The sequence below is a fragment of the Pseudomonas sp. GL-B-26 genome (assembly GCF_019947405.1).
GTDB lineage: Bacteria > Pseudomonadota > Gammaproteobacteria > Pseudomonadales > Pseudomonadaceae > Aquipseudomonas.
In genome coordinates, this window is the sequence record NZ_JAGYGJ010000034.1 from 1 (window position 1) to 21978 (window position 21978).

A 21978-nucleotide genomic window follows, 5' to 3' on the forward strand; every position below is an offset into this window, starting at 1 on the left:
CTATTACAGCAATGGCGGTAACGGTTCGACGGCCACCAATGGCACGATTTCCATTGGCGGCGGTGGTGGCGGGGCCGGTTGGGACAAGGTCGGTGGCGCTGGCGGCAACGCGGTAGGCGGGATCTATAACGCCAGCAGCGGCACCATGACCATCGTCGGCACGTCATCCATTACCAACAACATCGGCGCGGGTGGCGGCGGCGGCGGTGGCGGTGGCTATGGCAGCAATGCCACCAATGGCGGCATCGGCGGCCGGGGCGTCGGCGCGATCTGGAATAAAGGCACACTGCTGATCACGGCCGCCAACTTCGCAGCCCTGGCCGGTAATGCCGCGGGCAGTGGTGCAGGTGGTGCGGCATTGGGCGGCGGGACAACCGGCACCTCGCCAACCTCCGTCGCGACAATTTATAACGACGGTGGTGTACTCAACACCGCGTATTCGCCGCCGCCAACCGCGACCATTGTGGTCGCTGACACCACACTGGGCATCGGCGAAACGTCCTTGGTGACGATCACGTTCTCTGAGGCCGTGACCGGTCTCACCAATGCAGACCTGACCATCGCCAACGGCACGTTGACTGCGGTGAGCAGCGGCGATGGCGGTATCACCTGGACGGCAACGTTCACGCCGACCGCCAGTCTTTCCGATACGACCAATGTCATTACCTTGGACAACACTGGGGTGATCAACGGTCTGGGCACTGCCGGCGTCGGTACCACCAATTCCAATAACTACATCGTCGACACCGTACGCCCGACCGCCAGCATCGTGTTTACCGATACGGCCCTCAAAATTGGCGAAACGTCGCTGGTGACCATCACGTTCGACGGGGCCGTCACCGGTCTCACCAACGCGGACCTGACGATTGCCAACGGCACTTTGACCGCGGTGAGCAGCAGCGACGGCGGCATCACCTGGACGGGGACCTTCACCCCGACCGCCAGCATCACTGACGCGACCAACCTGATCACCCTGGACAACACCGGGGTCAGCGACGTGGCGGGCAACGCCGGCAGCGGCACCACCGATTCGAACAACTACGCCATCGATACCGTGCGGCCAACGGCGACCATTGTGGTGACGGACACGGCGCTGAGAATTGGCGAAACCTCGTTGGTGACCATTACCTTCTCCGAGGCGGTGAGCGGTTTCACCAACGCCGACCTGACCATCGCCAACGGCACATTGACGGCGGTGAGCAGCAGTGACGGCGGCATCACCTGGACCGCTACGTTCACCCCGAACGCGAGCATCAACGACTCGACCAACCTGATCACCCTGAACAACACCGGGGTCAGCGACCTGGCGGGCAACGCCGGCAGCGGCACCACCGACTCCAACAACTACGCCATCGACACCGTGCGCCCGACGGCCACCATCGTGGTCGCGGACACGTCGTTGAGAATCGGCGAAACCTCTCTGGTGACCATCACCTTCTCCGAGGCGGTGAGTGGTTTTACCAACGCCGACCTGACCATCACCAACGGCACCTTGACCGCGGTGAGCAGCGGTGACGGCGGCATTACCTGGACGGCCACCTTCACCCCGACCGCCAGCCTCAACGACACGACCAACCTGATCACCCTGGACAACACCGGGGTCAGCGATCTGGCAGGCAATGCCGGCAGCGGCACCACCGACTCCAACAACTACGCCATCGACACCGTGCGGCCGACGGCCACCATTGTGGTTGCAGACACGGCGCTGAGAATCGGCGAAACCTCGTTGGTGACGATCACTTTCTCCGAAGCGGTGAGCGGTTTCACTAACGCGGACCTGACCATTACCAACGGCACATTGACGGCGGTGAGCAGCGGTGACGGCGGCATTACCTGGACGGCCACCTTCACGCCCTCCGCGAGCATCAACGACACGACCAACCTGATCACTCTGGACAACACAGGGGTCAGCGACCTGTCGGGCAACGCTGGCAGCGGCACCACCGATTCGAACAACTACGCCATCGACACCGTGCGTCCGACCGCCACGATTGTGCTGGCCGATCCCACACTGACAGCAGGCGAAACCTCGCTGGTGACCATCACCTTCTCCGAAGCAGTGACCGGTTTCACCAACGCTGACCTGAGCATCGCCAACGGCACGTTGACGGCGGTGAGCAGCAGTGACGGCGGCATCACCTGGACCGCAACGTTTACCCCGACAGCAGGCATCATCAGCGCGACCAACGTCATCAGCCTGGCCAACACCGGCGTGGCGGATCTGGCGGGCAATACCGGCAGCGGGATCAGTTCTTCGGGCAACTATGCCATCGACACTGCCCCACCGACCGCGACGATCGTGGTGGCCGACAACGCCCTGAAAATCGGTGAAACGTCACTGGTGACCATCACCTTCAACCAGGCCGTCAGCGGTTTCACCAACGCAGACCTGACGATTGCCAACGGCACGTTGACCGCGGTGAGCAGCAGCGACGGCGGCATCACCTGGACCGCCACTTTCACCCCGACTGCCAGCATCACCGATACGACCAACCTGATCACATTGGACAACACCGGCGTACAGGCTGCCGCCACCGGCAACGTGGGCAGCGGCACCACCGATTCCAACAACTACGCCATCGACACCGTGCGCCCGACGGCCACCATCGTGGTCGCGGACACGGCGCTGAGAATCGGCGAAACCTCGCTGGTGACGATCACTTTCAGTGAAGCGGTGAGTGGTTTCACCAACGCAGATTTGACGATCGCCAACGGCACATTGACGGCCGTGAGCAGCGGCGACGGCGGCATTACCTGGACGGCGACGTTTACCCCGAGCGCCAGCATCAACGACACGACCAACCTGATCACCCTGGACAACACCGGGGTCAGCGACCTGTCGGGCAACGCTGGCAGCGGCACCACCGATTCGAACAACTACGCCATCGACACCGTGCGCCCTACGGCGACCATCGTTCTGGCCGACCCGACCCTGAGTGCCGGGGAAACCTCGCTGGTCACCATTACCTTCAGCGAAGCGGTGGCCGGTTTCACCAATGCCGACCTGTCCATCGCCAACGGCACGTTGACGGCGGTGAGCAGCAGCGACGGCGGTATTACCTGGACCGCGACCTTCACGCCAACGGTCGGCGTGAGTGACTCGAGCAACGTCATCACCCTCAACAATACCGGTGTGACCGATGTGGCCGGCAACACCGGCAGCGGCACGACTAACTCTGGCAACTACACCGTCGATACCGTGCTGCCGACGGCCACCATCGTGATGGCTGACAATGCATTGAAAATCGGTGAAACGTCGCTGGTGACCATCACCTTCAGCGAAGCCGTCAGCGGTTTCTCCAATGCCGACCTGACCATCGCCAACGGCACATTGACGGCGGTGAGCAGCAGCGATGGCGGCATTACCTGGACGGCGACGTTTACCCCGACGGCCAGCATTACCGACGCGACCAACCTGATCACCCTGGACAATAGCGGTGTGCAAAACGCCTCGGGCAACGTCGGCAGCGGCACTACCGATTCCAACAACTACGCCATCGACACCGTGCGCCCGACGGCCACGGTCGTGGTCGCAGACACAGCACTGAGAATCGGCGAAACGTCGCTGGTGACCATCACCTTCAGTGAAGCGGTGAGTGGTTTCACCAACGCGGATCTGACGATTACCAACGGTACGTTGACCTCGGTGAGCAGCGGTGACGGCGGCATTACCTGGACGGCGACGTTTACCCCGAACGCCAGCATCAACGACACGACCAACCTGATCACCCTGGACAACACGGGCGTGGCCGACCTGTCAGGCAACGCCGGCAGTGGCACCACCGATTCCAACAACTACGCGATCGACACCGTGCGCCCGACCGCCACGATTGTCCTGGCAGACCCGACCCTGAGTGCCGGCGAAACCTCGCTGGTGACCATTACCTTCTCCGAAGCAGTGAGCGGTTTCACCAACGCCGATCTGAGCATCGCCAACGGCACCTTGACCTCGGTGAGCAGCAGCGACGGCGGCATCACCTGGACGGCGACCTTCACGCCAACCGTCGGCGTGAATGACTCCAGCAACGTCATTACCCTGGCCAATACCGGAGTGACCGATGTGGCCGGCAACACCGGCAGCGGCACGACTAACTCTGGTAACTACACCATCGATACGGTGCTGCCGACGGCCACCATCGTGGTGGCCGACAATGCATTGAAAATCGGTGAAACGTCGCTGGTGACCATCACCTTCAGCGAAGCCGTCAGCGGTTTCTCCAATGCCGACCTGACCATCGCCAATGGCACCTTGAGCTCCGTGACCAGCGGCGACGGTGGCATCACCTGGACGGCGACGTTCACGCCGACCAACGCCATCACCGACACCAGCAACCTGATCACCCTGGACAACAGCGGTGTACAAAACGGCTCGGGCAACGCCGGTAGCGGCACCACCGATTCCAACAACTACGCCATCGACACCGTGCGTCCGACGGCCACCATCGTGGTCGCGGACGCGGCGCTGGCGGTGGGTCAAACATCGGTGGTGACCATCACGTTCTCCGAGGCGGTGACCGGTTTTACTACAGCCGACCTGACGGTGAGCAACGGTACCCTGAGCAATCTGAGTACCAGCGATAACATCACCTGGACCGCAACCCTGACGCCGACAGCGAGCGTCACCGATTCGACCAACCTGATTACCCTGGACAACACCGGAGTGATCGATGGGGCTGGCAACACCGGCAGCGGCACGACGGATTCCAACAACTACGCCATCGATAGCCAACGCCCGACCGCGACCATTGTGCTGAGCGATACAACCCTGAAACCGGGCGAAACCGCGCTGGTGACCATCACCTTCAGCGAGGCGGTGAGCGGTTTTGACAACAGCGATTTGAGCGTCGCCAACGGTACGTTGAGCAATGTCAGCAGCAGCGACGGCGGTATCACCTGGACCGGGACGTTCACGCCGACCATCGGCGTGACCGACGCCACCAATCTCATCACCCTGAACAACAGCGGCGTCTCGGACGTGGCCGGCAATACCGGGGCGGGCACAACCAACTCCGCCAACTATGTGGTGGAGACCCAGGTGCCGACCGCAACCATCGTGGTGGCCGACAACGCCCTCAAGGCCGGTGAAACCTCAGGGGTGACCATCACCTTCAGCGAAGCGGTCAGCGGTTTCACCAACGCGGACCTGACCATTGCCAACGGCACCTTGAGCAACGTCAGTAGCAGTGACGGCGGCATCACATGGACCGCGACGTTTACGCCAACCGTCAACGTGACGGACACCACCAACCTGATCAGCCTCGACAACAGCGGTGTAACCAACGCCTCAGGCAACAGCGGCGTGGGCGTGACTGACTCCAACAACTACGCCATCGACACGGCGCGGCCGACGGCGACCATCGTGGTGGCGGATAACCGCTTGGGCATCGGCGAGACGACCACGGTCACCATCACCTTCACCGAGGCGGTTTCAGGTTTCGACCTGTCGGACCTCAGCGTCGCCAATGGCACCTTGTCCAACCTGCTCAGCAGCGATGGCGGCAAGACCTGGACCGCCACGCTGACCCCGACCGCCAACATCAACGACACCACCAACCTGATCCTGCTCGACACCGGCAACGTGGCTGATGCGGCGGGCAACCTCGGCTCATCCATCGCGATCTCCAACAACTACGCGCTCGATGCGACCCGGCCGACCGCCACAATCGTCGTTGCCAACCCGAATCTGAGCATCGGGCAGACCACGCTCGTGACTTTCACGTTTAGCGAAGTGGTGAGCGATTTCGATCTGTCGGACCTCAGCGTCACCAACGGCGAGCTGACCAACCTGACCAGCAGCGATGGCGGCAAGACCTGGACGGCGACCTTCACGCCGACCGCGAGCATCACCGATCCGAGCAACTTCATCGCGCTGGACACCAGCAACGTCAGCGACCTTTCGGGCAATGCCGGTACCGGCGTGGCGGTCTCCAATAATTACGTGATCGACACCGTACTGGCGCCTGCCGTGGTCGTGACGCCTGACCCGCTGGCCCGGATCCCACCACCGGTGACCGTATCCGATCAGCCCAACGTGCCACTGCAACCGATCATTTTCACTCCCCCGACCGGCGATCTCGGCTCACCGCTGACCTTTACCCCGTTGTTCGAAAGCCGCGTGATCGGCAATGGCATCCGGCCGCTGGGCGACATCTTTATGAACAACGGCGCGCTGGCGCCCAGCTTCATCGCCCAGGTGTTCAGCAGCAGTGACAACGGTGGCGATGGTTCGGGCAACGGCTTCCTCGGCTTTGGCGGTGGCGATGGCGGGGTGTTCAGCACCAGCACGTTGTCGAGCCTGTTCAATCAGGACGCCGGCAGCGAACGAGACTCGCTGAGTTCATTCGGCAGTCATTCGATCAAGGCCGGGGATGTTTCACAGGGGCTGCGCGGGGTGTTTGGCGCGCCGAGTCTCGTCCAGCAATTGCAACAGCTCAAGGACACCGAGCAACGGCAGGTCGACAGCCTGGCCGCGGCTTTACGACAGGTCGGCATCAGCGAAATGCAGGCCTGAAAATAATACTTAAATCTGTGCATCACCCAGGGGCAGTCAAGGATGAAGAAAAGTCAGAAGTTGTTCGGCGCCAGCCTGCTGGCGCTTGCGATCAGCGGATGTGCAGTCACCAGTAAACCGATCGAACGCAGTGTCAGCGAGCAGCGCGCCAGGAGCGACCTGCAAAACATGTACAAGGATCAGGAGCCCCTCAGCGGGCCGCTGACCCTGCATCAAGCCATGGCCCGCGCGGTGAAGTACAACCTTGAAGGCCGACTCAAAATCATGGAAGAGGCCCTGGCCAAGCGCCAACTCGACCTCGCCAGTTTCGACATGTTGCCGCGCATGGCGCTGGACGCCGGGTACGTCGGCCGCAACAACGTCAACGCCTCCAGCAGCCAGAGCGTACGGACCGGAACCCAGTCGTTGGAGCCATCGACCTCACAGGACCGTGACCGTGAAGTCGCCGACCTGACCATGGTCTGGAACGTGCTCGATTTTGGCGTCAGCTACATCAGCGCCAAGCAACAGGGCGACCAGCGACTGATCGTTCAGGAGCGTCGGCGCAAGGTGATCAACACCATCGTTCAGGACGTGCGCTCGGCCTATTGGCGGGCCATGGCCGCCGAGCGTTTGCTCAAGCAGATCGACAGCCTCATGGCCCGGGTCGACACCGCGCGTGGCAACAGCCAGAGCATGAGCCAGCAGCGAATCGGCGATCCGATTCAGGCACTGGGTTATCAACGCTCGCTGATCGAAGCCACGCGCCAACTGGAAGAACAGCGACGCGCGCTGTCGCTGGCGAAAACCGAACTGGCGACCCTGATCAATCTGCCGATGGGCACCGATCTGACCCTGGCGACCCAGGACGACTATGTCATTCCGGAATTGAAAGTTGACCTCGCCAGCCTGGAACAGGAAGCCCTGACCAGTCGTCCCGAGCTGCGCGAACAGGATTACCAAAGCCGCATCAGCGCGGCCGAAACCCGCAAAGCCATGTTGCGGCTGCTGCCGGGGCTGGAGTTCTCGGCCGGCGGGCATTACGACAGCAACTCGTTCCTGGTGGAGCAGGGCTGGGCCGACTACGGTGTGAAAGTGACGTGGAACCTGTTCAACGTGATCTCCGCACCGGCGGCGATCAACGTCGCCAAGGCCGGTGAAGAAGTCGCCGCAGCGCGCCGCCAGGCCATGTCGATCGCGGTGCTGGCGCAGCTTTATGTGGCCAACGCCAACTACCGCGAGGCGATGCGGCAGTTCAAGACCAACCAGCAACTGTCGGACATCGACGGACAGATCGTTGGCCAGCTGCGCAACCGTTATCAGGCGGCCAGTCTGGGTGAACTGGACTTGATCCAGGGCGAACTGAACACCTTGCAGGCCGATTTACGTCGCGACCTGTCGTACGCCGATCTGCGTAACGCCTACGGCCAGATCTTCGCCAGTGCGGGGCTCGATCCGCTGCCGGATCAGGTGCAATCCACCGAAGTGCAATCTATTGCCACCGCGCTGGCCAACCGCGAAGCGGCGTGGGCGGCCGGGAACATCACGATGCCGGTGGCCCATGCCCCGGTCCAATAACCTGCTGGCACCGGCAGCGAGCATCAGCCGCGCACAACGAGAGGTGCGCAACGGCCATCGCGGCACGGCGATTTTGCTGACCGGTTTGCCGGCGGCGGGCAAATCGACTCTGGCCCAGGCGCTGCATGCCGAGCTGTTCGAGCACGGCGTGCAGAGCATCGTGCTCGATGGCGACGGGCTGCGGGTCGGGCTCAATCGCGATCTCGGTTTTGCCGACAGTGATCGTCTGGAGAACATCCGTCGCGCCAGCGAAGTTGCTGCGCTGCTGGTGGAGAACGGGCAGATTGTCATCCTCGCGATGATCGCGCCGCTGATGGAGCTGCGTGAGGTATTCGTCCGGCGACTGGGCGAGGATTACCGCGAAGTCTGGTGCAGCGCCTCCCTGGCCGTCTGCGAGCAACGCGACCCGAAAGGTCATTACGCCCGTGCACGACGGGGCGATTTGCCAGGATTTACGGGAGTGTCTGCACCGTATGAACCTCCGCCGTCCGCCTCCTTGGTGCTCGATACCGGGGTGCAATCGGTTGAGGCCTGTCTCGATCACTTGCTGACCTGGCTCGGCGAGTGCGCGGTGTTGCCGAAACGATGAGCCGAGCGGCGTTCTCCCGCTTGCCGGTGACGGTGGATCTGCCGTTGCTGTTGCAGGCGCTGATGGCGATTGGCGAGGACGAGTGGCGCGGTCATTTCAACAGTGCTTACTACACCGGCGACTGGAGTGGTGTGGCGCTGATTTCGGCGGCGGATGCGTTGACCGAACTGGCGCCGGGTCGCGGTGAACCGCTGTTGCGTGTGCCTTGGCGGCGAGATGTCAGGTGGCAGCAAGGCTTGCGGGATCTGCCATTGGAAATCGTGTCTGCGCGCCTGTTGCGACTCGGTCCGGGCGGGCAAATTCATGAACATCGCGACTATGATCTGGGCGAGCCGGACGCCGACTTACGTCTGCACATTCCGCTGCTCAGCCCACCTCAAGTGGACTTCCTGCTTGATGGTCAGCGCATGCCGATGGCTGTCGGTGAATGCTGGTTTCTCGACCTGTCGCGGCCCCATCGCGTGGACAATCGCGACACCCGCACACGGATTCATCTGGTCCTCGATTGCCGTCCCGGTCCCTGGCTGGAGCAGGCGATTGTCGAGGGTTTACCGACCACGCCTTCGTCAGATGTCGGTGATGGGGCTTTGCTGCAGTTTCAGCGTTTGGTGGCCAGCGATTCGCAGCTTTCGAAGACGTTGCAGGGCTTGCCGGACACCGAGGTTTTTATCACCCGCACACTGGAACTGGCGGTTGAGCGAGGTTTGATGTTCTCCCGCGAAGAACTGCGTGCGGCGATGCGTAACGGCCGACGCCAATGGAATGAACAATGGAGCGCCTGAATCTGGAAGGTTGGTTGCCGATTCGGGTCTGGCAGCAGGCCGGCGAGTGGCAGGTCGATTGGTGCTGGTTCGGTGACACGCCGTTGCATCAGCCGTTTTTTCGTGATGCCGTAGAAGACGCGCTGAGATTGCCGTTCAATCAGGTGTTTCGCCGGCAAACACCGCTGTCTGCCCTCGGCGACTGGCAGACGACCAGCCCCGGTTTGGCGCCGAGCGCGTTTATCTTCCATGCTTCGCGCTGCGGCTCGACCTTGATCAGTCAAATGCTCGCTCGACTCGACAGCCACATCGTTGTCAGCGAATCACCACCATTGGACGCCTTGCTGCGCAGTGGTTTGCCGCCGGCCGAACGACGTGTCGCCATCGAAGGGTTGTTGTCCGCGTATGGCCAGCGTCGGCTCGGTTCAGAACAACGTTTAGTGATCAAGCTCGATGCCTGGAACATCGGTGAATTGCCGTTGCTGCGTGAGTGTTTTCCCGACACGCCGTGGCTGTTTCTTTATCGCGATCCACTGGAAATCGCGGTTTCACATCTGCGCCGTCCGGGCATGCACATGGTGCCGGGGATGATCGGCGCGAGTGTGCTCGATGATGACTTGCCGTTTGCAGGTCGAGAGGACTTCATCGCACGGCGGTTGGGGCGGTTGCTGCAAGCAGGGTTGGCGCAATGCCGGGAGTTTGGCGGGTTGGCGGTGAATTACAGTGAATTGCCCGGGGCTATGGCCGGGCGGTTGGCTGATTTTTTTGGATTGGATGACGTGCAGCGTGAGCAAGTGTTTGCGGCGGTGGGGCAGCATGCCAAACAGCCTTCAGAAGAGTTTGTCGGGGACAGCGATGACAAGCGCCGCGAAGCCTCGGTGCTGTTGCGTGAACGGGTGGAGCGTTGGGCGCGAGCGCCTTATGACGCGCTAGTTGCTGAGTCATGTATCGACGGCACTGGCGCTTTCGCGAGCAAGCCCGCTCCCACAGTTGGAATGCATTCCCCTGTGGGAGCGGGCTTGCTCGCGAAGGCGGCGGTCAATTCATCACAAACCTACCCGCCTAAACCTTGACCCGAGCCTGCATGATCTCCGACTCCTCCCAATGATCCATCGCTCGCTCTACAAGCAACTGCACGCCATCGGCCATGCGGCTGAGCGCCAGGGCTACCGAGCGCCGTGTCCCGTCCACATCGTCTGCCAGATTGGCAGCGATGGCGCTGATGGACAGCAGGTCTTCGGAGGCGTTGGCCAGAAGGGTTTCGGTGTTGACCTCGGGGGCGACGGTGAAGAGGTTGCCTTTGCGGTGCCTGGGCGGCTTTTCGGTGGTCGGGGGGAAGTAGTGGGCGAAGGCGCGGTCTGCGGCTTCTTTGAGTTTTTCGTCTTCGAGGGAATCTTGGGAATCGGTTCCAGAGTTCTCTGGAGGATTAGGCGATACTTTGAACATGGGAAACTCGCTTTGATTGCAATGAGGCTGACCTGATGTTCGCTTGCACGCGAATTAGGGTGGCAGCTATGTGCGGGGTGCAAGACCGAGTAAAGCATCTCCCAAAAACCTCGGCAGACCCGAAGGTCTCCCGCACACAGCCGCCATGAAGCAATCACAGCAAGCATGGAAATGCCTGATGACTAGCCCGAAGCAGTATTGGGAAATGTTTTTACCCGGACTTGCACGTCCGTGTCACCGTTTATTCAGTGACAAAGCCAGACTAGACCTGGCTTCGGACCGGAACAAGTTCACCAACGCCGCTACAACTTGAAGGAAATCTCCGACGCGGTTACCGGACGTTGGTGTCTGCGCAGAAGGTCAGGGCTTGGACGACAAATCCGCCATCCCCTTGAGCAACTCGATCGGCAGCGGAAAGACAATCGTCGAACTCTTGTCCCCGGCAATCGAACTCAATGTCTGCATATACCGCAGCTGCATGGCCCCAGGCTGGCGCCCGAGCATTTCGGCGGCCTGCATGAGTTTTTCCGAGGCCTGCAATTCGCCTTCAGCGTGGATTACCTTGGCCCGGCGCTCCCGTTCGGCTTCGGCCTGTTTGGCGATGGCACGGATCATCGATTCGTTGAGGTCCACGTGTTTGATCTCGACGTTGGCGACCTTGATCCCCCAGGCATCGGTCTGGGCGTCGAGCACTTGCTGGATGTCGATGTTCAACCGCTCACGCTCGGCCAGCAGTTCATCCAGTTCATGTTTACCGAGCACCGCCCGCAACGTGGTCTGAGCCAATTGGCTGGTGGCCATGAGAAAGTCTTCAACCTGAATAATCGCTTTCTGCGGATCGAGGACACGGAAATACAGCACCGCGTTGACCTTGACCGAGACGTTGTCGCGGGTGATCACATCTTGCGGCGGCACGTCGAGGACCACGGTGCGCAAGTCGACGCGAACCATTTGCTGCACCACCGGAATCAGCAGGATCAGGCCTGGGCCTTTGACCTGCCAGAAGCGCCCGAGCTGGAACACCACCCCGCGCTCGTATTCGCGCAGGATGCGGAAGGTCGACCCCGCCAGTGCAATCACCAGTAACAGCAGCGCGGCAAAACCCAGTTGCAAGCCCATGGTTATTCTCCACCCGGCGCCGCGTCAGCCGCGGCCACTTCCAGCAATAATCCCTTGCGTGCCACCACCCGGACCCTTTGCCCGGGTTGCAGCGGCGTGGCGCTGAGCACTTGCCACTTTTCTCCTTGCAGGTGCACCCAACCGTTGTAGGCATTGCCGGTCAGCGACATCACCTGGGTCACGCTGCCCACCAGTCCTGCATCGCCACTGACGTTTTCGCGCGGTCGGGTTTTCAGAGCGTGGATCAGCAGGAAAATCAGCAACAGGGCACTGATCAGGCCCAGGCCGATCATCAACGGAACCGGCACCTCGGTGTTGGTCAGAATCACCGCACCGATCACGAACATCACAATGCCGCCCAGACCGATCACGCCGTAATTGGGCAAGGCCGCCTCGGCGATCAGAAACGCGATGCCGAACGTGATCAGCCAGATCCCGATGGGGTTGGGCACCAGCAGGACGACGGTGTCCGCCGCGAATACCGATCCGCTCAAGGCCAACAGCAGCGCAACTGCACAACAACGAGTGTTCACGTGACCCTCCGGGAGAGTCATTGATGGTTCTTTATACAGTCTAGCTGAGCTCTGAATTGTACGAATTTTGATCAGTTGTTGACGTTATTCCGGCGGGCAGATTTCCCGCGCGATTGCGCCAGCGGGCCTAGACTTTTAGTGGAGAGAAAAGGTTTAACCATTGTCCGCGAAACATTGTTGCGGACTCCGAGGTGCATCATGCGTATGGCAAGAACTGTGCAGGACAGCCTCAATAAGGCTCACTGCGAATTTGACATCGTCACCCATCCGCACTCGGCCAGCAGCCTTGAAACGGCGCGGGTCGCGGGCATTCCTGCTGAACGGGTGGCCAAATCGGTGATCCTCGACGACCACCACGGTCATTTTCTGATGGCTGTGCTGCCGGCGAGTCGTCACCTGGACCTGAGCAAAGTACGCGGCAGTGGCGAATGGCAGATCACCCGGGAAAGCACCCTGGCGCATCTGTTCCAGGATTGCGAACGCGGCGCGGTGCCTGCGTTGGGCGAATCCTATGGCCTGGACATGGTCATCGACCCACTGCTGACCCGGCAAAAAGACATCTACCTGGAGGCTGGTAACCACAACAACCTGGTGCACATGAGCGTGCCGGAATTCCTGAAAATGGTGCCGAATGCTGAAGTGTGCGAGTTGAGTCAGTAGTTTTTGCGGCGTCAGTTATGACGCCTTCGCGAGCAAGCCCGCTCCCACATGGAAACGCGGTCAACTGTGGGAGCGGGCTTGCTCGCGAATGGCCGCGCCGCGGTCACCTATCCAATACGCGGTTACAAAGGAGCCCACCATGGAATCCCCAACTCACAGCCTCCCCAACCTGTTCAAACAACTCGGCCTGCCTGATGACGCCGAAAGCATCGATAAATTCATCGCCACCCATTCACCGCTCAAACCCGAATTGCACCTGGCGGATGCGTTCTTCTGGAGCAAGAGCCAGGCGGAATTCCTTCGTGACGATATTCTGGATGACGCCGATTGGGCGGAGGTGGTGGATCAGCTGGATGTGCTGTTGCGGAAGGGGCGGGGGGTGTAAAAATCACCTTTCTGGTGGCCACTGTCGGGATGTATGGACTAGCGCGAGTATCCAGATTGCATCCGATCCTGACTGATAAACCACGCGATAACTTTGATGGGGGATCATCTCGCGAGTACCTGCAATGATTCCGACAGGGCCGCTTTCAGGAAACTGGGAAATACGAGATATCGCATCAATGAAGCGGTTGTCCATTTCGAGGGCGGCTATCGGGTTGACGGAATGCAGGTAATCCCAGATGTCTGCACGATCCTGTGCGGCTGCGGGCGTCCAGATTATTTTCATCCTTTCTTGGTTACCTGCGCACGCCTGGCGGCGAATTGTGCTTCAACTTCCTCATTGGTCAAGCCTTCACCAGCTCGCATGGAAATACGTGCACTGTCGACTTTGCGTTGCAAGAACGCTTCGTACTCGCGCGACTCTCGTTGTGTTTGAACGAACTGACGCATCATTTCCCTGACGATTTGCGATGCGGGGCGATGAGAAGCTTCAGCTTCGGCCATGAACTCTTCTCGCAGTTCTGGTTCAAGTTTCATCGTGAAAACAGCTTGTTTAGACATTTTCATATCCTCGATTCGAATACTGACGAAGTATATACGTCTTCAGTACCGGCGTTCATTCAGGCAGCCGCCTCACGACGGATGGCAGCCAATTTGTTACAAAACTTGACCAACTTTCCCCTCAAATGCCATATTGATAGTTAGCAAACTAACAGTGTGTGTTTCCCCTCGTGCCGAAGAACCTCGACGCTCTCCAGATGAACATCAGCAGCTCCATGGTGGTGGCCGCCAGGCATTGGCGGAAGATCTGCCAGACCACGCTGGTCAACTATGGAGTCTCCGAAGCCTGCGCCGCTCCGTTGTTGATGATCGGGCGTTTGGGAGAGGGTGTGCGGCAGGTGACGGTGGCGCAGGCGGCCGGGATGGAGAGCCCGTCCCTGGTGCGCCTGCTGGATCAGTTGTGTCATGCCGGCTACGTCTGCCGTACCGAAGACGCCCATGACCGGCGCGCCAAATGCCTGAGCCTGACCGAGACGGGTCGTGAGTTGGTGCAAGCCGTCGAAATCGAGCTGGTGCGCTTGCGCCATGAAGTGCTCGAAGGGATCGATCAGAGTGATCTGGAAGCGGCGTTGCGGGTGCTGAGGGCTTTTGAATTGGCCAATCACCTGCCGGTGATCAACCCTTGAGCGGATTTTTTAACGGCATGCCCCCGGCGCGGGACTGGTTCTACGGTGTGCGGACATTCGCGGCATCGATGATCGCGTTGTACATCGCCATGCTCATGCAAATGCCCCGGCCGTATTGGGCGATGGCCACGGTCTATATCGTTTCCAGTCCGTTTGTCGGCCCTACCAGTTCCAAGGCGTTGTACCGCGCGGTCGGCACCCTTCTCGGTGCCGCCGCCGCGGTTTTTTTCGTACCGATGTTTGTCCAGAGCCCCTATGTGCTGGTGGTGGTCATCGCGCTGTGGACCGGGATTCTGTTGTTTCTGTCGCTGCACCTGCGCACCGCCAACAGTTACGCCTTGATGCTAGCCGGTTACACCCTGCCGCTGATCGCTCTGCCGGTGGTGGATAACCCGTTGGGGGTGTGGGACGTGGCCGAAGCACGGACTGAAGAAATCTTCCTCGGCATCGCTGTGGCGGCGGTGGTTGGCGCCATGTTCTGGCCCCGGCGGCTGGCGCCGGTGTTCAACGATTCGGTGAACACATGGTTTGCCGATGCCTCGACCTACAGCCTGCGTTTCCTCAGTCGCAACGTGCAGCCGGACGAAGTCAGCGCGCTGCGCTCCTCGATGGTCGCGACCTTCAACACGCTGGAATTGATGATCGGTCAGTTGCCCCACGAAGGCGCGCGGCCGCAAACGGTGCGCAACACCAAGGAATTGCGCGGCCGCATGATTCACCTGCTGCCAGTGATTGATGCCCTCGATGACGCGCTGTATGCCCTTGAGCGTCGCACGCCCGAGCTTGTGGATAAGTTCGCACCGCTGCTGGCTGCGACCACCGAATGGCTCGGCCACAAAGACGCTGATCTCGCCAACTGGCAGGCGCTGAAAGACCAACTCGAAGCCCTGCAACCGTCCGCCGAGGCGCTGGATGATCGCAAGCAGCTGCTCTTCTCCAATGCCCTGTATCGCCTCGGCGAGTGGATCGATGTGTGGCAGGACTGTCGCAGCCTGCAGTACGCCATCCAGTGCGAAAGCCAGGACAGCTGGCGCGCGGTGTATCGGCACTGGCGCCTTGGTCGGCTGTCGCCGTTTCTCGACCGCGGGCTGATGCTCTATTCGGCGGCGTCCACGGTCACCGCCATCATCGTAGCTTCGGTGTTGTGGATTCTGCTCGGCTGGACCGACGGTGGCGCCGCGGTGATTCTTGCGGCGGTGGCGTGCAGCTTTTTCGCGTCGATGGACGACCCGGCGCCGCAGATCTACCGGTTCTTTTTCTGGACGGCGATGTCGGTATTGTTCGCCAGTCTTTATCTGTTTCTGGTCCTGCCCAACCTGCATGACTTCCCGATGCTGGTGCTGGCGTTTGCCGTGCCGTTCATTTGCATCGGCACCCTGACGGTCAAGCCGCAGTTCTATCTGGGCATGCTGCTGACCTTGGTCAACACCTCGTCCTTCATCAGCATTCAGGGCGCCTACGACGCGGATTTCCTCAGCTTCGCCAACTCCAACCTGGCCGGCCCCGTGGGCTTGTTGTTCGCCTTCGTCTGGACCCTGATCGCCCGGCCGTTCGGTGCGGAACTGGCGGCCAAGCGCCTGACCCGTTTCAGCTGGCACGACATTGTCAGCCTCACTGAACCGGCGTCGCTGGCCGATCACCGGCACCTAGGCGTGCAAATGCTTGATCGCCTGATGCAGCATTTGCCGCGCCTGGCCATGACCGGCCAGGACACGGGCATCGCCCTGCGAGAAGTGCGCGTGGCGCTGAACCTGCTGGATTTGCTCGCCTATACACCGCGAGTCCTCGGCGTACCGCAAGTGCTGCTGCACCAGGTGGTGGCCGAGGTCGGCGAGTATTTCAAGGCCTGCCTCAAGGCTGGCGAACGTTTGCCGGCACCGAGTCCGTTGCTGATGACGCTGGACCGCACCCGCCGTGCCCTCAACACGGAGTGCGATGAAGGTGCGCGTCTGCATCTGCTGCATGCCTTGAGCGGCCTGCGTCTGTCGCTGCTGCCAGGGGTGGAATTCGTCGGCACCGGCGAGCTCGAAGAACCGCTTCCCCATGGCATCGATGGAGCGCCTTTATGATCGGTGACCTGGATATCAGCGGGGTGTTCCTGCCCACGCTGCTGGTGCTGATGGGCATTACGTACGTGTTGTTCCTGCTGGTGCACGGGTTGCTGACGCGCCTGCACTTTTACCGTCTGGTCTGGCACCGGGCATTGTTTAACGTGGCTCTCTACGCTTTGCTGCTCGGCGCCGTGGACTCACTCAGTCGATACCTGATGACATGAAAAAACCTTTTTTGACCCTCGGTCGCGTGGTGCTGACCCTGCTGATCGTGACATTCGCCGTCGTCGTGGTCTGGCGCATGGTGATGTATTACATGTTCGCGCCCTGGACCCGGGACGGCCACATTCGTGCCGATATCGTGCAGATTGCGCCGGACGTGTCCGGGCTGATCCAGCGAGTCGACGTGCGTGACAACCAATTAGTGACGCGCGGCCAGGTGCTGTTCAGCATTGATCAGGATCGTTTCAAACTGGCCCTGCGTCAGGCCAAGGCAGCGGTCGCCGACCGTCAGGAAACCCTGGCTCAGGCGCAACGCGAAGCCAAGCGTAACCGCGGCCTCGGCAATCTGGTGCCAGGTGAGCAACTGGAAGAGAGCCAGTCCCGGGTGGCCCGCGCCGAGGTGGCGCTGATGGAGGCCCAAGTGGCGGTGGACAGCGCCCAGCTCAACCTCGACCGCTCGACCATCCGCAGCCCGGTGGATGGCTACGTCAACGACCGTGCACCGCGCAATCAGGAATTCGTTACCGCCGGGCGTCCGGTGTTGTCGGTGGTGGACAGCAATTCATTCCACATCGACGGTTATTTTGAAGAAACCAAACTGGACGGCATTCATGTCGGCCAGAGCGTCGATATTCGGGTCATCGGCGACCGCGCTCGCCTGCGCGGGCATGTGGAAAGCATCGTCGCCGGCATCGAAGACCGCGACCGCAGCAGCGGCAGCAATCTGCTGCCCAACGTCAACCCGGCGTTCAGTTGGGTGCGGCTGGCCCAGCGGATTCCGGTGCGGATTGCATTCGATGACGTGCCGGCGGATTTCCGCATGATTGCCGGTCGCACGGCGACGGTTTCTATTATGGATGACCACCAGCAGGAGCCCGCGAAATGAGCAGGGCCTCGGGTTTGGCTACCGCCGGGTTAGGCCTGTTGCTGTCGGCCTGCCAGGTGGTCGGGCCGGATTATCACTTGCCGGACGAGGCCGCCGTCCACCGTGAAGACTTGCAGGGCGACTTGGTGGTGAACGGCAAAAATGTCGTCTCGGCACCGGTGCCCAGCGATTGGTGGCGCTTGTATCAGGATCCGCACCTCGATCGATTGGTCGAGCAGGCCATGGCCTCCAACACTGATTTGCGCGTGGCGGCGGCGAACCTTTCCCGAGCCCGCGCGCAGGTCGATGAAGCTCAAGCGGCCGGTGGCTGGAGCGGCGGCGTGAAGATGGGCGCCCAGCGTTTGCAGGAGTCCGGCGAAGCATTCCTGCTGCCGGAGAAAGTGCCGGTGGCCAACGTCGGCGACATTGGCATTACCACCTCGTATCAGTTCGATCTGTTTGGCACCTTGCAGCGCGGCATCGAGGCGGCCAAGGCTAATGCCGATGCGACGCAAGCCGCAGCCGATACCGCAAGAATCACCTTGGTAGCCGATGTGGTCCGGGCCTACACCCAAGTCTGCGCGGCCAACGAAGAGCAGGAAATCGCCCAGCATTCCCTCAACCTGCAAGCCCAGAGCACCACGCTGATCCAGCGTCTGCGTGACGCCGGGCGCGGAGATGAAACCCAGGTCACCCGCTCGCAAACCCAATTCAAATCCTTGCGCGCCGACATGCCGCGTTACGAGGCGGCGCGTCAGGCCGGGTTGTTCCGGTTGTCGATGCTGTTGGCCAAACCTGTGGATCAACTGCCGGTCGGCACCGACCGCTGCGCGGAGCTGCCAAAGATTGCGCAATTGTTGCCGGTGGGTGACGGCGCCACCTTGCTCAAACGCCGTCCCGATGTGCGGCAGGCCGAGCGTCGATTGGCTGCGTCGACCGCCGGCATCGGCATCGCCACCGGCGAGTTGTACCCGGACATCAGCATCGGCGCGACCGTCGGTACCGTCGGCATCCTGGAAAACCTCGGCAAACCGGCGACCAATCGCTGGGGCTTCGGGCCGTTGCTGACGTGGACCGTGCCGTCCAACGGCTCCCGGGCGCGAATCCGTGAGGCCGAAGCCGCCACCCAAGGCGCGCTGGCGCATTTCGATGGCGTGGTGCTCAACGCCATCCGCGAGACCCAGACCGGCCTGGCCCAGTACTCCGCGTTGCTGCAGCGGCGCGACGCACTGGCCGACGCCGAGCAATCGGCACAACTGGCGGCAGACCAGACTCACCGCTTCTTCCAGGCCGGTCGCGCATCGTTCCTGGCGGACTTGCAAGCGACCCGCACCTATACCGACGTGCGGGCGCAACTGGCTTCCGCCAGCACGCAGGTTGCCATGAGCCAGATCGATTTGTTCCTGGCATTGGGTGGTGGCTGGGAAAGCGGACGAACGCAAGGCACGAACTCCGGCAAACCCTGAGGCCGTTGCTATGCTTTGAGTTGATGAGGTCGCGCGTCGAACTCATCAATCAAGGCTCGCGTTGGTCATGGGGATTCCAATAATGAAAAACCCTTATGCTCCCGGCTTCTGGTGCGCTATAGCGGCATTGGTGTTGCTATCGGCCACTTATTTCTACGGCATCATGCTGGCCCACCAGATCGACAAGGCACTGGTGTTCCTCGACAGCGCCACGGCACTGATTGCCGTGATGGCAATCGTGGTGGTGGCCTGGGCTTCAGTCCAGGGCGCGCGCATCAAAAAAAGGCAACTCGAACAAGGCAAGACCCTGGTGCTGATCTGGGACACCAAGGTCGCGCTGCGCCGTGTCGAAACGGTGTTCGATCGGTATTTCTGGGGCAGTTACTGGCAACCGGGGCGTACGTTCCAGGAAGTCATGGGCGAACTCACCGGCACACCGCTGGAAAAAAGCCTCGAAACCCTGAAAAAACAATGCCAGGCGCTGGACAAGCAAGTGTCCGAGGACGGCTGGCACTGGCTCAATAACGCCCGAGAACTCTCCGATGTCGCCACCGCCATGGCCCGCGAACGTTATCAACTGGACTTCTGCGACCCGCGCTCGGAATCCCCCAGCGGCACGGCGGTGATCAATCGCGACTTCGAAGTGCTGGTCTATACATGGACTGCACGGCTCAAGAGCTTTGATCATCAGCTTGATGAGATCGAGGTTCAGTATTCCTGAATTGATGTTGCCTGTACTGACGCCTTCGCGAGCAAGCCCGGCTCCCACATTGGATTTGTGATCGACACAAAATCCTTGTGGGAGCGGGCTTGCTCGCGAAGGCGATTTAATGACCGCCGAAACTCTCAACCCCCCTGTGTGCTCATAGACACTCTTTAACCTTTAATCATTGGGCCGCCCGGTGCGCCTGATGCTAATCTCCATCGCACTTTTAACGCAGTCGTGACCACAGCCCGTCATGGGTTCAGGGAAGACGACCACACTTCAAACAACGGACATTGATCGGGTCATTCATGAATAAATCAGCAGGCGTGCTTCTTGGAATCGTCGTTGCCATCGGCGCAATCAGCGCCGGCGGTGCCTGGTACACCGGCACCAAACTCGAAGGGGTGCTGAACACCTCGATCGCCAACGCCAACAAAGAGCTGCAAGCCGCGCTGGTCGGTTCCAACGGCACGGCGTCGCTGGAATTGGTGTCGCTGGAACGCCATGTGTTCAGCAGCACCGCGCACTACCGCCTCAAGGGCGAAGGCGAGATGTTCGGTGAGGCACCGGTGGAGCTGCTGTTCGTCGATCACATCGAACACGGCCCGCTGCCGTTTTCGCGCCTGGTGTCGCTGAAGTGGCTGCCGGTCCTGGCCACCAGTCACTACGAACTGGAAAGAACGCCTAACACCGAGAAGTGGTTCGCTGCCGCCAAGGACAAATCGCCACTCACGGGCGTGGTCAACATCGGTTACGACAATGCCACCAACGGCACTCTTCAATTGCTGCCGCTGGACGTGGCGCTTGACGACAAGTCCAGCCTGAAATTCTCCGGGCTGAACCTCGATGTCGCCGCCAGCGCTCAAGCGCAGAAGGTCAAGGCCGACGGCTACATGGACAGCCTGACGCTAAGCACGGTCGCCGAAGATCAGACGCCGGTGAAGGTCGAATTGAACGGCCTGACCCTGGCCAGCAACCTGACAAAAAGTACCTACGGCTACTACACCGGCGAGAACACCGTCGAGCTGACCGACAGCAAGACCACCTTCGGCGCCAAGCAGTCGGTCTTGGGTTTCAAGAAATTTGAAATGAAGAACCAGACCGAGGAATCCGGCACCAGCGCTTCAGGGCGTGCCGATTACAAGGTGGGTGAGGTGACCCTGAACGGCAAGGCTGTCGGGTCTGCGCAGATGGCCATGAGCCTGAAGAACCTCGACATCCCGGCAACAATGTCGTTGATGCAGATTTACCAGACCAAACTGCAACCGTACGAGAGGGCCGCCGCTGAGGCCGTGGCTGCGGGTGAACCGGCGCCAGAGCTGGTCCTGACCCCGGCCGAAGAGGCGCAGGTCAAAACCGGCCTGGAGAAACTGCTGGCCGCCGGCCCGCAGGTCGCCCTGGAGAACCTGTCGTTCAACACCCCCAATGGCGAAAGCCGCGCCAACCTGGTGCTTGATCTGACCAAACCACAATCCATGGACCTGCCGTCCGACCAACTGACCCAACAGCTGATCGCGCTGCTGGACGTCAACGTGAAAGTGTCCAAACCAATGCTCGTTGACCTGCTGAGCGTGCAGTCGCAAATCGACGGTCAGACCGACGCCAAGCTCATCGCCGATCAGGCCACCGCCACCGCCGACATGTTTGGCAGCATGGCAGTTGGCACGCAGTTGGCAAAACTGGAAGACAACAACATCGTCGCCAAACTGCACTACGCCAATAATCAGGTGGATTTCAACGGGCAGAAGATGACCGTCGAAGAGTTTGTCGGGTTTGTCATGAGCAAATTCGGCGGTAATGTCGCCGTCGAGTAAAACCAGGGTTTACAGACCGACGCCCGGCCTCTGCGCAACGCAGACGCCGGGCGTTTTGCTGTCTGGCTTGTGGCGAGGGAGCTTGCTCCCGCTGGAGGCCGAAGGAC

The 21978-nt window shown here is 60.9% G+C and carries 19 protein-coding genes; 14 read left to right on the top strand and 5 right to left on the bottom strand.

The window, feature by feature from the left end; translation table 11 throughout:
* From KGB23_RS20835 to KGB23_RS20855, 5 genes are all read left to right on the top strand, one after another.
* Positions 1-6511 (top strand): Ig-like domain-containing protein (locus KGB23_RS20835; RefSeq protein ID WP_223432409.1); only part of this gene is annotated, 6511 nt, incomplete at its 5' end.
* 42 nt (positions 6512-6553) lie between these two features.
* Positions 6554-8068 carry a TolC family protein gene (locus tag KGB23_RS20840; RefSeq protein ID WP_223432410.1) on the top strand — a complete coding sequence of 505 codons (1515 nt, stop codon included), beginning with the start codon at positions 6554-6556 and terminating at the stop codon, positions 8066-8068.
* Positions 8052-8657, top strand: a complete 606-nt coding sequence (gene cysC / locus KGB23_RS20845) for an adenylyl-sulfate kinase (protein ID WP_223432411.1) — start codon at positions 8052-8054, stop codon at positions 8655-8657. Before KGB23_RS20840 ends, cysC begins: the two co-directional genes overlap by 17 nt.
* Positions 8654-9439 (top strand): aspartyl/asparaginyl beta-hydroxylase domain-containing protein, encoded by a 786-nt coding sequence (locus KGB23_RS20850; RefSeq protein WP_223432412.1) that lies wholly within the window; start codon positions 8654-8656, stop codon positions 9437-9439. Before cysC ends, KGB23_RS20850 begins: the two co-directional genes overlap by 4 nt.
* Positions 9427-10491: a sulfotransferase gene (locus tag KGB23_RS20855; RefSeq protein WP_223432413.1), complete on the top strand. Its 1065-nt coding sequence runs from the start codon at positions 9427-9429 to the stop codon at positions 10489-10491. Before KGB23_RS20850 ends, KGB23_RS20855 begins: the two co-directional genes overlap by 13 nt.
* Here KGB23_RS20855 and KGB23_RS20860 read toward each other — a convergent pair.
* The 3 genes from KGB23_RS20860 to KGB23_RS20870 all read right to left on the bottom strand — a co-directional run bounded on the left by KGB23_RS20860 (position 10481) and on the right by KGB23_RS20870 (position 12516).
* Positions 10481-10864 carry a DUF6124 family protein gene (locus tag KGB23_RS20860; RefSeq protein WP_223432414.1) on the bottom strand — a complete coding sequence of 128 codons (384 nt, stop codon included), beginning with the start codon at positions 10862-10864 and terminating at the stop codon, positions 10481-10483. The genes KGB23_RS20855 and KGB23_RS20860 overlap by 11 nt on opposite strands.
* A gap of 360 nt (positions 10865-11224) precedes the next feature.
* Complete coding sequence (locus KGB23_RS20865; protein ID WP_129439535.1) at positions 11225-11983, bottom strand: slipin family protein; 759 nt, start codon at positions 11981-11983, stop codon at positions 11225-11227.
* Between the two features lie 2 nt (positions 11984-11985).
* Positions 11986-12516: an NfeD family protein gene (locus KGB23_RS20870; RefSeq protein ID WP_223432415.1), complete on the bottom strand. Its 531-nt coding sequence runs from the start codon at positions 12514-12516 to the stop codon at positions 11986-11988.
* A 198-nt stretch (positions 12517-12714) separates the two neighbouring features.
* On the opposite strand from KGB23_RS20870, the gene KGB23_RS20875 reads away from it, so the two are divergent.
* Positions 12715-13176 (top strand): aminoacyl-tRNA deacylase, encoded by a 462-nt coding sequence (locus KGB23_RS20875; RefSeq protein ID WP_223432416.1) that lies wholly within the window; start codon positions 12715-12717, stop codon positions 13174-13176.
* A 139-nt stretch (positions 13177-13315) separates the two neighbouring features.
* Entirely contained in the window at positions 13316-13561 is a 246-nt protein-coding gene (locus tag KGB23_RS20880; RefSeq protein WP_223432417.1) for a DUF2789 domain-containing protein, read from the top strand.
* Between the two features lie 3 nt (positions 13562-13564).
* Here KGB23_RS20880 and KGB23_RS20885 read toward each other — a convergent pair whose 3' ends face one another.
* Both KGB23_RS20885 and KGB23_RS20890 read right to left on the bottom strand, forming a co-directional pair.
* Positions 13565-13846 carry a type II toxin-antitoxin system RelE/ParE family toxin gene (locus tag KGB23_RS20885; protein WP_223432418.1) on the bottom strand — a complete coding sequence of 94 codons (282 nt, stop codon included), beginning with the start codon at positions 13844-13846 and terminating at the stop codon, positions 13565-13567.
* Positions 13843-14121: an antitoxin of toxin-antitoxin stability system gene (locus tag KGB23_RS20890; protein WP_095127693.1), complete on the bottom strand. Its 279-nt coding sequence runs from the start codon at positions 14119-14121 to the stop codon at positions 13843-13845. The genes KGB23_RS20885 and KGB23_RS20890 overlap by 4 nt, the downstream gene beginning before the upstream one ends.
* 197 nt (positions 14122-14318) lie before the next feature.
* On the opposite strand from KGB23_RS20890, the gene KGB23_RS20895 reads away from it, so the two are divergent.
* The 7 genes from KGB23_RS20895 (at position 14319) to KGB23_RS20925 (ending at position 21871) form a co-directional block, all read left to right on the top strand.
* Positions 14319-14747, top strand: a complete 429-nt coding sequence (locus tag KGB23_RS20895; RefSeq protein ID WP_223432419.1) for a MarR family winged helix-turn-helix transcriptional regulator — start codon at positions 14319-14321, stop codon at positions 14745-14747.
* The gene (locus KGB23_RS20900; protein ID WP_223432420.1) at positions 14744-16816 is read left to right on the top strand and encodes an FUSC family protein; all 2073 of its coding nucleotides are present in this window, start codon (positions 14744-14746) and stop codon (positions 16814-16816) included. The genes KGB23_RS20895 and KGB23_RS20900 overlap by 4 nt, the downstream gene beginning before the upstream one ends.
* Positions 16813-17022, top strand: a complete 210-nt coding sequence (locus tag KGB23_RS20905; RefSeq protein WP_008148151.1) for a DUF1656 domain-containing protein — start codon at positions 16813-16815, stop codon at positions 17020-17022. The genes KGB23_RS20900 and KGB23_RS20905 overlap by 4 nt, the downstream gene beginning before the upstream one ends.
* The gene (locus tag KGB23_RS20910; RefSeq protein WP_223432421.1) at positions 17019-17906 is read left to right on the top strand and encodes an HlyD family secretion protein; all 888 of its coding nucleotides are present in this window, start codon (positions 17019-17021) and stop codon (positions 17904-17906) included. Before KGB23_RS20905 ends, KGB23_RS20910 begins: the two co-directional genes overlap by 4 nt.
* Positions 17903-19351, top strand: a complete 1449-nt coding sequence (locus tag KGB23_RS20915) for an efflux transporter outer membrane subunit (protein WP_223432422.1) — start codon at positions 17903-17905, stop codon at positions 19349-19351. Before KGB23_RS20910 ends, KGB23_RS20915 begins: the two co-directional genes overlap by 4 nt.
* Before the next feature lie 82 nt (positions 19352-19433).
* Positions 19434-20072, top strand: a complete 639-nt coding sequence (locus KGB23_RS20920; protein WP_150656890.1) for an NADH:ubiquinone oxidoreductase subunit N — start codon at positions 19434-19436, stop codon at positions 20070-20072.
* A gap of 293 nt (positions 20073-20365) precedes the next feature.
* Positions 20366-21871: a YdgA family protein gene (locus KGB23_RS20925; RefSeq protein WP_223432423.1), complete on the top strand. Its 1506-nt coding sequence runs from the start codon at positions 20366-20368 to the stop codon at positions 21869-21871.
* Positions 21872-21978: the final 107 nt, after the last annotated feature.